Source organism: Qingrenia yutianensis, from assembly GCF_014385105.1.
Classification (GTDB): domain Bacteria; phylum Bacillota; class Clostridia; order UMGS1810; family UMGS1810; genus Qingrenia; species Qingrenia yutianensis.
In genome coordinates, this window is record NZ_JACRTE010000002.1 from 103,040 (window position 1) to 117,934 (window position 14,895).

The window sequence follows — 14,895 nt, forward strand, 5'->3', positions numbered from 1 at the left end:
ATATTTACAACTTTCGGACATAAAAAAAGACGGCACAAAAGCACAAACGCGTCAAACCGCATATACTTTTTGCCGTCCTTTGATTTTTAAATTTTAAAACAGTCCGCTTATTTTTCCGTTTTCGTCAACGTCGATTTTTTCCGCCGCAGGAACTTTCGGAAGTCCGGGCATTGTCATAATGTCACCTGTCAAAACAACAACAAAGCCTGCGCCTGCGCTGATTTTAACGTTTCGCACCGTGACTTCAAAGCCGTCGGGCGCACCCAAAAGCGTCGGATTATCCGAAAAACTGTACTGCGTTTTTGCAATGCACACGGGGCATTTTGCAAAGCCGAGTTCTTCGAGGCGCACAAGCTGTTTCTGCGCCGTTTTTGTGAACACAACGCCGTTTCCGCCGTACACTTTTTTGACAACCGCCTCGATTTTTTCCGCAAGCGGCAAATCGTCCTCATAGCAGAAAGTGAAATCGTTTTTCTCCTCACAAAGACGTACAACCTCGTTTGCAAGTTCAATTCCGCCGTTTCCGCCGTCTGCCCACACGGTTGAAAGCACCGTGTTAACGCCGAGTTTTTTGCACTCATCTATAATGAAGTTAATTTCGCTGTCGGTGTCGGTCGGGAAACGGTTAACCGCAACGACGAGCGGAAGTTTATAAACATTTTTGATGTTTGAAACGTGTCTTAAAAGATTGGGAATACCTTTTTTAAGCGCGTCAAGATTTTCGTCCGCAAGCTCGGTTTTTGCAAGTCCGCCATGCATTTTAAGCGCGCGCACCGTTGCAACAAGCACAACCGCATCGGGTTTAAGATTTGCAAAACGGCATTTTATGTCCAAAAACTTCTCCGCGCCGAGGTCTGCGCCGAAACCTGCCTCGGTAACCGCATAATCACCGCATTTGAGCGCCATTTTTGTGGCAATAACCGAGTTGCATCCGTGCGCGATATTTGCAAACGGACCGCCGTGAACAAATGCCGGCGTTCCCTCAAGCGTCTGCACAAGATTAGGCTTTAACGCGTTTTTTAAAAGTGCGCACATTGCCCCCTGCGCCTTTAAATCACCTGCCGTAACAGGTTCATTGTCATATGTGTAGCCTACGATTATTCTCGCAAGTCTTTCTTTCAAATCGGTTATGGACGACGAAAGGCACAAAACCGCCATAATTTCCGACGCAACGGTGATGTCGTAACCGTCCTCGCGCGGTACACCGTTAACGCGTCCGCCCAGTCCGTCGGTGATAAACCGGAGCTGGCGGTCGTTCATATCAACACAGCGTTTCCAGGTAATTCTGCGCGGATCAATATTGAGCGAATTGCCCTGATAAATATGGTTGTCGAGCATTGCCGCAAGAAGATTGTTTGCCGCGCCGATTGCGTGAAAATCACCCGTAAAATGAAGGTTAATGTCCTCCATAGGAATAACCTGTGCGTATCCGCCTCCTGCCGCACCGCCCTTTATGCCGAAAACGGGCCCGAGCGACGGCTCGCGGAGCGCCGCAACAACGTTTTTGCCGATTTTTTTAAGTCCGTCCGCAAGACCGATTGTTGTGGTGGTTTTGCCCTCGCCTGCCGGCGTCGGTGTTATTGCCGTCACCAAAACAAGCTTGCCGTTTTCGTTTTTGCTCTCGCCAAGCAGTGATAAATCTATTTTAGCCTTGTCGTTTCCGTATTGCTCAACATATTTTTCATCTATTCCCGCCCTTTTTGCAATGGTCATAATATTTTCGGGCGCAACAGACTGTGCAATTTCAATATCACTTTTCATCAAATATTCCTCCGAATTAAATCTTAAAATATTTTGCCGCAGATGTAAACATACCTATATTATAATCTCCGTCAACGTTTTTGTAAAGATTTTTCTGGTATCTTTCGGAATGTCCCATTTTGCCGAAAACTCTGCCGTCGGGCGAGGTTATGCCCTCAACCGCGAGAATTGAGCCGTTGGGATTATATGCAACATCTCCCGTCACATTGCCGTTTTCGTCAACATACTGGGTTGCAATCTGACCGTTTTCGGCAAGTTTTCTGATAAGACTTTCCGACGCTAAAAATCTGCCCTCGCCGTGCGATACGGGAACGGTGTAAATGTCACCGACTTTTGTATCTGCAAGGAACGGCGATTTGTTGGACGAAATTCTTGTTCTTACAAGACGCGACTGGTGTCTGCCGATTGTATTGTATGTGAGCGTGGGCGAAAATTCGTCGGTGTCGGTAATTTCGCCGTTCGGCACAAGACCAAGCTTTATAAGCGCCTGAAAACCGTTGCATATTCCGAGCATAAGACCGTCGCGCTGTTTTAAAAGCCTGTTTACTTCTTCTTTAATTTCAGCGTTTCTGAAAAATGCAGTGATGAATTTGCCCGAACCGTCCGGCTCGTCACCGCCCGAGAAACCGCCGGGAATAAATACCATCTGCGCGTCTTTGAGCCTGTTTGCAAAATACGTTACCGACTCGGAGATACTCTTGGGTGAAAGGTTATTTATAACGATAATTTCACTGTCCATACCTGCGTTTTCAATCACTTTCGCGCTGTCGTATTCGCAATTTGTGCCGGGGAATACGGGAATTATAACTCTCGGACGCGCGATTTTCACAGCAGGCGCTTTTCTCTCACTGCACTCATACGAGAAGTTTTCAAAACTGCCGTTTTCGGGCGCAATGTTGCAGTTGTAAACGCTTTCAAGTTTGTTTTCGTAAATGCCGAGGATTTTTGAAAGGTCCGCACTTTCCGCACCGCGCGAAATTTCGTTTTTATCGGTTGTGTAACCCAAAACAGCGCCGTCCGAAACGCTGTCTTTAACTTCAAGCACAAACGCACCGTAGTTGTAACCGAAAATTTCGTCATTGGAAATGTTTTTGTCAAATTCAAAACCGATACCGTTTCCGAAGCACATTTTCATAACTGCCTCGGCAACACCGCCGAGCGTGGGCGTGTATGCCGAATAAACCTCACCTTTTCGCATAAGCGCGGTCACTTTGTTAAACGTTTCGATAAGCGATTTTGCGTCGGGAAGATTGCTTTCGTTATAATCGGGTTTTATCAAAATCACCTTGTGATCTTTTCCCTTAAATTCGGGAGAAATCACATTTTTTGCGTCCTCGTCCGTCACGGCGAACGACACAAGCGTGGGCGGAACGTCTATATTTTCAAAAGTACCGCTCATCGAGTCTTTTCCGCCGATTGCGCCGATTGACAAATCCATCTGTGCCTCAAACGCTCCCAAAAGCGCGCAGAGCGGTTTACCCCAGCGTTTTTTGTCTTTCATCGGTTTTTCAAAATATTCCTGGAATGTAAGGTAAACGTCCTTAAACTCCGCGCCTGTCGCAACAAGCTTTGACACCGACTCGACAACCGCGAGATATGCGCCGTGATACGGGCTTTTTTCGGTGATAAACGGGTTATATCCCCACGCCATAACCGACGAAGTATCGGTAAATCCTTTTTCGGTGGAAACCTTGTTCACCATAGCCTGAATGGGCGTAAGCTGATTTTTTCCGCCGAACGGCATAAGCACCGTGCCCGAGCCGATTGTGGAGTCGAAACGCTCGGAAAGCCCGCGTTTTGAGCAGATGTTCAAATCGTCCGCAAGTTTTTCGTACATATCGCAGAAATCACCGTTTGTATCTTTTGCAAAATCTTTGGGATTTTCCGCCTCAATGTCAATATGTTTGGGCGCGCCGTTTGAATTTAAAAACGCGCGCGAAATGTCAACAATTTTCGCACCGTTCCAGTGCATAACAAGTCTTGCGTTATCGGTAACGCGCGCAACAACCGTTGCGTTTAAGTTTTCCGCATTTGCAAGTGAAATAAACTTTTCGGCGTCGTTTTTGTCAACAACAACCGCCATTCTCTCCTGCGACTCGCTTATTGCAAGCTCTGTGCCGTCAAGACCGTCGTATTTTTTGGGAACTGCGTTAAGGTCGATTTCAATTCCGTCCGCAAGCTCGCCTATCGCAACAGAAACACCGCCCGCGCCGAAGTCGTTGCACCTTTTAATAAGGCGCGACGCGTCGTAATTTCTGAAAAGACGCTGGAGCTTTCTTTCCTCGGGAGCATTTCCTTTCTGAACCTCCGCACCGCAGTTTTCGAGCGATTTTAAGTTGTGCGATTTTGACGAACCGGTTGCACCTCCGCAGCCGTCTCTGCCCGTTGCACCGCCGAGAAGAATTACAATGTCGCCGTTTTCGGGACGTTCTCTGCGCACGTTTTTCTGCGGAGCCGCGCCCACAACCGCGCCGATTTCCATTCTTTTCGCTGCGTATCCGTCGTGATAAATTTCGTCAACCTGACCTGTTGCAAGACCTATCTGGTTGCCGTACGAGCTGTATCCTGCCGCCGCGGTGGTGACGATTTTTCGCTGCGGAAGCTTTCCTTTAAGCGTTTCGGAAACGCTTTTTAAAGGATTTGCCGCACCGGTAACGCGCATTGCCGCATAAACGTATGCCCTGCCCGACAACGGGTCGCGGATTGCACCGCCTATACACGTTGCCGCACCGCCGAACGGCTCGATTTCGGTGGGGTGATTGTGCGTTTCGTTTTTGAAAAGAAGAAGCCAGTCCTCATCTTTTTTGTCAACGTTAACTTTAATTTTAACGGTGCACGCGTTTATCTCCTCCGACTCGTCGAGCTTGTCGAGTTTGCCCTCTTTTTTAAGTTCTTTAACCGCGATTGTCGCAATGTCCATAAGGCAAACGGGTTTTGTGCGGTTTAAATTTTTGCGCACGTTCATATAGTCGTCATATGCTTTCTGCAAAAGCGGACTGTCAAACTTAACGCTGTCAATCTCGGTTAAAAACGTCGTGTGACGGCAATGGTCCGACCAGTATGTATCGAGCATTTTAATCTCGGTGATGGTAGGCTCTCTTTTTTCCTCCGCAAAATAATTTTGACAAAATTTTATATCGTCAAAATCCATTGCAAGCGAGTTTTCGTCTATAAAACTTTTAAGTCCCTCATCATCGAGCGACAAAAATCCGTCAAGCGTTTTAACCGTTTCGGGAATGTCATAATTTACCGCAAGCGTGTCTTTTTCTCCGAGCGACGCCTCCCTGCACTCAACAGGGTTTATAACATATTTTTTAACCGCCTCTTTGTCGCTTTCCGAAATTTCGCCGTCTATAAGATAAACCTTTGCGGTTTTAACCGTCGGACGCTCTTTTTTGGAGATAAGCTGAATACACTGCGCCGCCGAGTCCGCACGCTGGTCAAACTGACCGGGGAGCGGTTCGACCGCAAAAATGAAATCCGCGTTTTTGTCGAGCGTTTCGGATATAACATCAAGCTGGGGCTCGGCAAAAACCGTCATTTTACAGCTTTCAAAAAGGTCTTTTTCAATGTTTTCAACGTCGTATCGATTTATGATACGAAGCGAATTAAGCTTTATTCCCAAAAGATAAGCAATGTCTTTTTTCAGCGCTTTTGCCTCGTTTGCAAGCTCTTTTTTCTTTTCAACATAAAGTCTGTAAACCATATATTTATTCCTCCACTTTTGCGCAAAGCGCCTTTTTGCCTATGTCGCTCCTCATATACGCATTGTCAAAATGAATTTTTTCCGCAAGTGCATACGCGCCGTCCACCGCATTTTTAAGAGTATCCGCAACCTTTACCGCGCCGAGAACGCGTCCGCCGTCGGTAACGATTTTATCCCCCTTTTTCTTTGCACCGGCAATGTAAATTTCTTCATTTTTATCAGGAACAGGGAGTGTTATCTCAAAGCCCTTCTCATACGAAACGGGATAGCCGTCTGACGCCATAACAACGCACGCCGCGCTTTTGTCCATAAATTGAACGTCCTCTTTTTTGAGGTTTTTATCGCTTATTTTAAGCATAATTTCAAAAAGGTCGCTTTTTAAAAGAGGCAGAACAACCTGTGTTTCGGGATCGCCAAAACGGCAGTTATATTCAATCACATACGGGCCTTTTTTTGTGAGCATAAGTCCGAAATAAAGACAGCCCGAAAACTCTCTGCCCTCTTTTTTCATAGCCTCTATGGTGGGGACGAAAATCTTGCCGTAACATTCGTCCGCAATTTTCTTTGTATAGTACGGATTGGGTGCGATTGTACCCATACCGCCGGTGTTTAAACCCTCGTCGTTGTCTTTGGCGCGCTTGTGATCCATAGATGAAACCATAGGCACAACAACGTTTCCGTCTGTGAACGCAAGCACCGATACTTCGGGGCCCTCCAGAAATTCTTCAACCACAATTTCGTTTCCGCTTTTGCCGAAAACCTTGTCCTCCATAATGGATTTAACCGCGTCTTTCGCCTCGGCAAAATTCTGCGCGATTATAACACCCTTTCCGAGCGCAAGACCGTCCGCTTTTATAACCGTGGGATAGCTTGTCTTTTCAAGATATTCAACCGCTTTTGACGCGTCGGTAAAAACCTCGTACGACGCGGTGGGGATATTGTATTTTTTCATAAGATTTTTTGCAAAAACCTTGCTTCCCTCGATTATTGCCGCATTTTTTCTCGGGCCGAAGCATTTTATGCCCTTTTCCTCCAGTGCGTCAACCATACCGAGAACAAGCGGATCGTCGGGTGCGACAACGGCAAAATCTATGCCGTTTTTCACCGCAAAATCAACCGCCGAGTCAATATCCGTCGCCTTGATGTCAACACATTCCGCGTCCGAGGCAATTCCGCCGTTGCCGGGAAGTGCATAAATTTTATCTATTTTATTGCTCTTTTTAAGGCTTTTTATAATGGCGTGTTCGCGTCCGCCGCCGCCTGCAACCATAACTTTCATAAGAATTTCTCCTTTTTAAAATTTAGTGGTGGAACAATCTCATACCCGTAAATGCCATAGCCATACCGTATTTATTACAGGTGTCTATAACATTGTCGTCACGGATTGAACCGCCCGGCTGGGCAACATATTTAACACCGCTTTTGTGCGCGCGCTCGATATTGTCGCCGAACGGGAAAAACGCGTCGCTTGCGAGGCTCACGCCGTCAATTTTGGAAAGATAATCTCTTTTTTCCTCTCTTGTGAGCGGTTCGGGCTTTTCGGAAAAGAGCGTCTGCCAAACACCGTCCGCCAAAACGTCCTCGTAATCGTCCGAGATGTAAATATCTATGGTATTATCCCTGTCGGGACGTTTAACACTGTCCAAAAACGGAAGATTGAGCACCTTATCGTGCTGTCTTAAATGCCAGATGTCCGCTTTGTTTCCGGCAAGACGCGTACAGTGTATTCTCGACTGCTGACCTGCGCCGACGCCGATTGCCTGACCGTCTTTTGCATAGCACACCGAATTTGACTGCGTATACTTGAGCGTTATCAGCGCGATAACCAAATCTTCTTTTGCACTCTGCGGAATATCTTTATTTTCGGTTACGATATTTTTAAGAAGGTCAAAATCAATTTTAAAGTTGTTTCTGCCCTGTTCAAACGTCACGCCGAAAACCTGTTTTTTCTCCTGAACGTCGGGGATATAGTCCTTGTCGATTTTTATAATGTTGTAACTTCCCTTGCGCTTTTGCTTAAGAATTTCAAGCGCCTCTTTTGTGTAATCGGGCGCGATAATTCCGTCCGAAACCTCTCTTTTTATAAGACGTGCGCACACCTCGTCGCAGGTGTCGGAAAGCGCAATCCAGTCGCCGAAAGAGCTCATTCTGTCCGTTCCGCGCGCACGCGCATATGCGCACGCAATCGGAGAATTGTCAAGACCGTCTATATCGCTTACAAAACACGCTTTTTTAAGCTTTTCGGGAAGAGGATTTCCAATCGCCGCGCTTGTGGGGCTTACGTGCTTAAACGACGCCGCGCACACCTTGCCGAGCGCTTTTTTAACCTCGTTTACAAGCTGCCAGCTGTTGAAAGCGTCGAGAAAGTTTATGTAACCGGGTTTTCCGCTTAAAATTTCAATCGGCAAATCTTTGCCGTTTTCCATATAAATTTTTGCAGGCTTCTGATTTGGATTACAGCCGTATTTTAATTCAAATTCTTTCATATTTATATGTGCCCTTTCTATTTGTTTTTGTTTATAAGACGGTTTTCCTCGTTTCCGTTTTCAAGGTCAATATACCGCACATAAAGCGAAATTTTGTTGCTCTCGTTGAGGTTTGACCATATTTCTTCGGTAAATTCGTCTATATCGTTCGGGATTTTAACTCTTTCGGGTTCGCCGACAAATGTGGGAATAGGGTCGCCGTCGGTGACATATGTATGAATAAAATGTCCGAGTCCGTTTAACGGCAAATAAGAAAATGTAAATCTGTTGCACGCACTGCCTTTTTCGTCCGCGCTTTTGAGTATGCTCATTTTATATGTAAAATCTTTGTTGGCAAAATTTAAAATTCCGCTTATTCTCGGTGTAAAATTCGGTGCGTCAGGCTCAAACTCACGAGTTTCGAGCGCCTCTTCAAAGCTTTTTCCGCACCATACAAAATCATAAACCGTGTCGGTCTGGTCGCCGTTTGAAACGATAAGCGCATTTTTGAGTTTTCTTATCGGCGCATAGATTATGAGCGACGGGTCGGAAAGCTTTGACGGGTCAAACGCGCCCGTTTTCACGCTGTCACCCTCGGTGTAAAAAATTCTGTTTCGGCTGTTTTCGCTTCTGCCCATTATAAAATAAGCGACCGCCGCCTTTTTTCCGTCCTCGGTTTTTCCGATTACAATGCCTCGTCCGACATACGGATTGTCTTTTATAAGCTCTTTTATACCGCTGATTTTATAAATATTCATTTTATTTATCCTTTTCGTTTTTTAAAAGATTTCTGCACACATATTCTGCCGACTTCGGCAATATTTTCCATTCCGCATTTTGCATAATGCGCTTTTGCAGTGTTTCGGGAGTGTCGTTTTTTCGCACACTCACCGCTTTTTGCATAATAATCTCACCGCCGTCGGGGATTTCGTTGACAAAATGCACCGTCGCACCGCTCACCTTGACGCCGTATTTAAGCGCCGCCTCGTGCACTTTAAGTCCGTAAAAACCCTTTCCGCAAAACGACGGAATAAGCGACGGGTGAACGTTTATAATCCTTTTCGGATAACGGCTTGTAAAATTTTCGGTGAGTATGCACATAAAGCCCGCAAGCACGATTAAATCGATTTTTTCGCTTCCGAGAATTTTTATGATTTCCTCTTCAAATTTATCTTGTGAGCCAAGCTCTTTTTTTGAAACAACGAACGTTTTTATTCCGGCATTTTCGGCTCTTGTGAGCGCATAGGCATTTTTACTGCTCGAAATCACCGCAGTGATTTTGCCCGATTTTATAATTCCGCTTTTTTGAGCGTCGATAAGCGCCTGCAAATTTGTGCCGCCGCCCGACACCAAAACCGCAATGTTTTTTAACATATCTTCACGCTTTCGTCCGATTTTACGGTTTCGCCGATAATATAAGCGTCTGCGCCGTTTGCGTTAAGAATTTCAAGCGATTTGTCCGCGTCGTTTTTATCAACGATTACGCTCATTCCGATACCCATATTAAAGGTGTTGAACATATCTCTTTCGGGAATATTTCCCTCTTTCTGCAAAAGTGTGAAAATCGGCAGAATTTCAAGCGCGTTTTTGTCTATTTTCGCGCCGTAGCCTTTCGGAATACTTCTCGGAATGTTTTCGTAAAATCCTCCGCCCGTTATATGTGAAACCGCCTTTACCGTCACTTTTTCAAAGAGCGCGCACATAGGCTTAACGTAAATTTTTGTCGGCGCAAGAAGTGTTTCGCCGATTGATTTTCCGCCCAAAAATTCAAGCGGAGTTTTTATATCTTTGTTTTCAACGTCGAATATTTTTCTCACAAGCGAAAAACCGTTTGAGTGAACACCCGACGATTTTAAGCCGATTATAACGTCGCCCTCTTTAACGGCTGAATTGTCCAAAAGCTTATCTTTATCGGCAATACCGACCGAAAAACCTGCAAGGTCGTATTCGTCCTCGGGGTAAAATCCCGGCATTTCCGCCGTTTCACCGCCGATGAGCGCACAGCCCGACTGCACACAGCCGTCCGCAACGCCCGAAACGATTGACGCAACCTTTTCGGGAACGTTTTTGCCTACCGCGATATAGTCAAGGAAGAAAAGCGGTTTTGCTCCGCAGCAGATAATGTCGTTCACGCACATTGCAACGCAGTCTATGCCGACGGTGTCGTGCTTATCCATCAAAAACGCCATTTTAAGCTTTGTTCCCACGCCGTCGGTACCGCTCACAAGAACGGGGTTTTTGATACCGCTCAAATCGAGTCCGAAAAGACCGCCGAAACCGCCTATACCCGATATTACACCGCTTGTTTTGGTTTTTGCGATATGCTCTTTCATAAGGTCAACCGCCTTGTAGCCCGCGGTGATGTCTACTCCTGCCGCTTTGTAACTTTCACTGAAGCTTTTCAATCACAATCCCTCTTTTCGTTAATTTTATGTTCAAATCTGTTTTTCGCCGTTTCGGTCGGCACTTTTGTGGGATATTCCCCGTTAAAGCATGCCGAACAAAAGCTTTCGCCCTTACCGCCGACAAGCATATCGAGATGATTTACGTCAAGATAGCCGAGCGAATCAACGCCGATAATTTCCGCGATTTCGTCCACAGTGTGATGGCACGCTATAAGCGACTCGCGCGAGTCGATGTCGGTGCCGTAGTAGCACGGATTTAAAAACGGCGGTGCGGAAACGCGCATATGCACTTCTTTTGCGCCGGCGTCGCGCAGAAGCTTAACAATTCTTGCGCTTGTCGTTCCGCGCACGATTGAGTCGTCAATGAGCACAACGCGCTTGCCTTTTATCGTTTCCGAAATAACGTTGAGCTTAATTCTCACCTTATCCTCGCGCGATTTCTGCCCCGGTGAGATAAACGTTCTTCCTATATATTTATTCTTTATAAATCCAATTCCGTAGGGTATGCCCGACTGTCTTGAATATCCGATTGCCGCGTCAAGTCCCGAATCGGGAACGCCCACAACCACGTCCGCCTCAACGGGGTGCTCCATAGCAAGACACGCGCCTGCTTTAATTCTCGCCATATGCACCGATTTACCTTCCATAACCGAGTCGGGACGCGCAAAATAAATGTATTCAAAAATGCACATCGTCGGTTTAACCTTGTTGCAGTGGTCGGTGATGGAATGTATTCCGTCTTTGTCGAACACCACGATTTCTCCGGGTTTCACGTCGCGGATAAACGACGCGCCCACGCTGTCAAGCGCACAGCTTTCCGACGCGATGATATACGTTCCGTCGTCGGTAACACCGTAGCAAAGCGGTCTGAAACCGTTTTCGTCGCGCGCGGCGATAAGCTTTGACGGCGACATTACAACCAGCGAATACGCGCCTTTTATTTTGTTCATAGCGCGGTTTAACGCTTCTTCAATGGACGGCGAATTTATACGCTCTTTTGTGATGATGTACGAAATAACCTCGGTGTCGCTCGTCGAATGGAAAATGGAGCCCTCCATTTCAAGCTGTTCTCTGAGTTCCGCCGAATTTACAAGGTTTCCGTTGTGCGCGAGCGCCATTCTGCCCTTTATGTGGTTGACCACGATAGGCTGACAGTTAAGTCTGCCGTCTGTGCCCGTCGTGCCGTAGCGGACGTGGCCTACCGCCATATTGCCCTCGCCGAGATTGTTTAAAATATCGGGCGTAAACACGTCGTTTACAAGTCCCGTATCTTTATAATAATTCAAAACTCCGTCATCGTTTACAACAATTCCGCAGCTTTCCTGACCGCGGTGCTGAAGAGCAAAAAGTCCGTAATATGCTGTTGCCGCGACGTTTGATTTTTCTTTTGCAAATACTCCGAAAACTCCACATTCCTCGTGAATTTTATTCATATTACTCTCCCGTTAAAATTAAATTTGTTCATTCACCAAAAACGCAATTATTCGCCCAAAAGACGTTTCAAAATTTCGTTGTAAGCGTCCTCAACACCGCCGAGGTCGCGTCTGAATCTGTCTTTGTCAAGTTTTTCACCTGTTGTCGAATCCCAGAAACGGCAGGTGTCGGGCGAGATTTCATCCGCAAGCACGATTGTGCCGTCGCTCGTTTTGCCGAATTCAAGCTTGAAGTCGATAAGCTCGATATTTACATCTTTGAGATAGTCGGACAAAATTTTGTTTATTTTAAGCGAATAATCGGAAATAAGCTTTAATTCCTCCTCCGTTGCAAATCCCATTGCAAGAATGTGATAATCGTTTACCATAGGGTCACCGAGCGCGTCGTCTTTGTAGCAAAATTCCAAAACGGTACGGCTCATCTTTGTACCTTCGCTGAGTCCGAGCCTTTTCGCAAGCGAACCCGCCGCTATATTTCTTACGATAACCTCAAGCGGAACGATTGAAACTTTTTTCACAACCGTTTCTCTGTCGGACAATTCCTCGACAAAATGAGTGGGAATACCGTTTTTCTCCAAAAGCTTCATAAGGTGGTTTGTAACGCGGTTATTGATTGCGCCTTTTCCCATAATTGTGCCTTTTTTAAGCCCGTTAAAAGCGGTTGCGTCGTCTTTGTAAGACACTATGCACAAATTTTCATCATTTGTTGCAAATACTTTTTTTGCCTTTCCTTCGTAAAGCTGAACAGTTTTTTCCATTGTTACCGACATCTCCTTAAATTTTAATTTTACCGCAATTTATGTTTATTTGTTGTATTTTTCCTCAACCGCCCTGTTTTTTTCAAGCACGGCTTTTGAATTTTCAGCGCGGTCGTCATCAAGCTTCTGCGCGATTTTTTCATCTGATACCGCAAGAATTTCAAGCGCCAAAAGCGCCGCGTTTTTCGCGCCGTCTATAGCAACCGTTGCAACGGGTATTCCGCCCGGCATCTGAACTGTTGACAAAAGCGCGTCCAGTCCGTCAAGCGTTGACGATTTTATCGGTATTCCGATAACGGGAACGGTTGTATTCGCCGCGATTGCGCCTGCAAGATGCGCCGCTTTTCCCGCCGCGCAGATTATTGCGCCGAAGCCGTTTTTGCGCGCGTTTTTTGAAAATTCGCTCGCCTCAACAGGTGTTCTGTGCGCCGAATATATGTGTACCTCATATTCCGCGCCGAATTTTTTAAGCGTGTCTATTGCGCCCTCAACAACGCCCAAATCGGAATCGCTTCCCATAATTATACCTATTTTTTTCACGTCAAAAATCCTCCTAAAAAATATAAGGGCAGTCCCGTAAACATAAAAAATATTTATAGGACTGCCCAGACGGTCGGCATTATAAGTTTCTGCTCCATTGTGGTATTCCACCGTCCGCGTTTGCACGAACACTCCGTCAGTCGCAAAAACCCTTTGCTTGTAATTTTTCCTTCTCTATCTACATACAGTATTATAAATTAATTGCCGAAAAAAGTCAAGTTATAAAAACAACATAATTTTTAAAATTTTAGGACAAAATAATGCTCAAAAAATGTGTTTTATTGGTCAATTTCACCATAGTGCGGATTATTATATAAATGTTGCACAAAACTACTGTATGTTTTTGCAGTATTTTGTAGTATTACCGAAAGAAATTGTAAAAAAGTCTTGAAAAATATGTAAAAAAATCATATAATGTTATTGTATGTGTAAAAACGATTAAGGACGTGATTGTTTGAATAAATTTTCAGCAGTTATCCTTGCCGCGGGACAGGGCAAAAGAATGAATTCCGAAATCTGCAAGGTTATGCACAAAATAAGCGGAAAACCGCTTGCAAAATGGGTTAAAGACAAGCTTGATGACGCAGGCTGTGAAAAAGAAGTTATGGTTATCGGCCATAAAAAAGAACAGGTAAAAGAGTTTTTCGGCGACAGTGTTCTTTATTCCGAACAGAAAGAAATGCTCGGCACGGGGCACGCGGTTATGATGACAAAACCGCATTTTGAAGGCGAAAACACAACCGTTATGGTTCTTTGCGGCGACGCTCCTCTTATCAGCGAAAAGCTTATCCGCAGTGTGGTGGATTTCCACAAAAAAAGCGGTGCAAGCGCAACGGTCGTTTCGGCGAAAATTGATAATCCTTTCGGCTACGGCAGGGTTATAACCGATGATAACGGCGCGCTTTTGAAGATTGTTGAGCAAAAGGACGCAACAGAGGACGAGAAAAAGGTTAACGAGGTAAACTCGGGTATGTACTGCTTTGAGTCGAAAGACCTTTTCGGCGCGCTCTCCAAAATTACAAACGACAACGCGCAGGGCGAATACTATCTCACCGACACAATTTCGGTTTTAAAGGGCGAGGGCAAAAAGGTTTTCGCATTTTCGGCTGAAAATTCAAGCGAAATACTCGGCGTAAACAACAGAGTTGACCTTGCAAATGCGCAGAAGATAAAACACGGCGAAATTATAGAAAAACACCTTATAAACGGCGTTACGATAATCGACCCGTCAACAACTTACATTGACGATGAGACGGTTATCGAAAGCGACACGGTGATTTATCCCAACACAAATATTAAAGGAAATTCTCATATTGGACATTTTTGCGAAATCGGCCCGAACAGTGTTATCACGAACACAAAAATCGGTGATAATGTAACATTTTTAAGCTCGGTTGCAAACGAAGCGTCGGTCGGCGACGAATGCAGTGTAGGTCCGTTCGCGTATTTAAGACCCAAGGCAAACGTGGGAAAACACGTTAAAATCGGCGATTTTGTTGAAGTTAAAAATTCAAACATCGACGAGGGCACAAAAGTGTCGCACTTAACATATATCGGCGACAGCGACGTGGGCAAAAACATAAACTTCGGCTGCGGAACAATCACCGTTAACTACGACGGCAAAAACAAATTCCGCACGGTTATTGAAGACAACGCTTTTATCGGCTGTAACACAAACCTTGTTGCGCCCGTAAAGGTTAAGAAAAACGCGTTTGTCGCGGCAGGTTCGACCATTACCGACGACGTTGACGAAAACGCTCTTGCAATCGCAAGAAGCCGTCAGACTATCAAGAAAAACTGGCACAAAAAAGAGAAGTAAAATTATAA

Annotated in this window: 11 protein-coding genes and 1 riboswitch; of the genes, 1 reads left to right on the forward strand and 10 read right to left on the reverse strand. The window is 45.5% G+C overall.

Features of this window, described 5'->3' with window-relative positions:
• Positions 1-93: 93 nt before the first annotated feature.
• Genes H8706_RS02425 through purE form a run of 10 tightly spaced genes read right to left on the reverse strand, consistent with a single transcriptional unit; the run spans position 94 to position 13,068 of the window.
• Positions 94-1,761 (reverse strand): formate--tetrahydrofolate ligase, encoded by a 1,668-nt coding sequence (locus H8706_RS02425; protein WP_262431362.1) that lies wholly within the window; start codon positions 1,759-1,761, stop codon positions 94-96.
• A 16-nt stretch (positions 1,762-1,777) separates the two neighbouring features.
• Entirely contained in the window at positions 1,778-5,467 is a 3,690-nt protein-coding gene (locus H8706_RS02430; RefSeq protein ID WP_262431363.1) for a phosphoribosylformylglycinamidine synthase, read from the reverse strand.
• A gap of 4 nt (positions 5,468-5,471) precedes the next feature.
• Positions 5,472-6,746, reverse strand: coding sequence for a phosphoribosylamine--glycine ligase (gene purD, locus H8706_RS02435; protein WP_262431364.1), 1,275 nt, complete (start codon positions 6,744-6,746; stop codon positions 5,472-5,474).
• Between the two features lie 22 nt (positions 6,747-6,768).
• A complete protein-coding gene (locus H8706_RS02440; protein WP_394354509.1) occupies positions 6,769-7,953 on the reverse strand; it encodes a phosphoribosylaminoimidazolecarboxamide formyltransferase in 1,185 nt (394 codons plus the stop codon).
• A 17-nt stretch (positions 7,954-7,970) separates the two neighbouring features.
• Positions 7,971-8,690, reverse strand: a complete 720-nt coding sequence (locus tag H8706_RS02445; protein ID WP_262431365.1) for an IMP cyclohydrolase — start codon at positions 8,688-8,690, stop codon at positions 7,971-7,973.
• A gap of 1 nt (position 8,691) precedes the next feature.
• Complete coding sequence (gene purN, locus H8706_RS02450) at positions 8,692-9,306, reverse strand: phosphoribosylglycinamide formyltransferase (RefSeq protein WP_262431366.1); 615 nt, start codon at positions 9,304-9,306, stop codon at positions 8,692-8,694.
• Positions 9,300-10,337, reverse strand: coding sequence for a phosphoribosylformylglycinamidine cyclo-ligase (gene purM, locus H8706_RS02455; RefSeq protein WP_262431367.1), 1,038 nt, complete (start codon positions 10,335-10,337; stop codon positions 9,300-9,302). The genes purN and purM overlap by 7 nt, the downstream gene beginning before the upstream one ends.
• Positions 10,334-11,770 carry an amidophosphoribosyltransferase gene (gene purF, locus H8706_RS02460; protein ID WP_262431368.1) on the reverse strand — a complete coding sequence of 479 codons (1,437 nt, stop codon included), beginning with the start codon at positions 11,768-11,770 and terminating at the stop codon, positions 10,334-10,336. Before purF ends, purM begins: the two co-directional genes overlap by 4 nt.
• 47 nt (positions 11,771-11,817) lie before the next feature.
• Positions 11,818-12,528 (reverse strand): phosphoribosylaminoimidazolesuccinocarboxamide synthase, encoded by a 711-nt coding sequence (purC, locus tag H8706_RS02465; RefSeq protein ID WP_262431369.1) that lies wholly within the window; start codon positions 12,526-12,528, stop codon positions 11,818-11,820.
• A 45-nt stretch (positions 12,529-12,573) separates the two neighbouring features.
• Complete coding sequence (gene purE, locus H8706_RS02470; RefSeq protein ID WP_178347839.1) at positions 12,574-13,068, reverse strand: 5-(carboxyamino)imidazole ribonucleotide mutase; 495 nt, start codon at positions 13,066-13,068, stop codon at positions 12,574-12,576.
• A 56-nt stretch (positions 13,069-13,124) separates the two neighbouring features.
• A riboswitch (ZMP/ZTP riboswitch) is annotated at positions 13,125-13,222 on the reverse strand.
• Between the two features lie 300 nt (positions 13,223-13,522).
• Here purE and glmU point away from each other — a divergent pair.
• Positions 13,523-14,887 (forward strand): bifunctional UDP-N-acetylglucosamine diphosphorylase/glucosamine-1-phosphate N-acetyltransferase GlmU, encoded by a 1,365-nt coding sequence (glmU, locus tag H8706_RS02475; RefSeq protein ID WP_178347838.1) that lies wholly within the window; start codon positions 13,523-13,525, stop codon positions 14,885-14,887.
• The last annotated feature ends 8 nt before the right edge of the window (positions 14,888-14,895 follow it).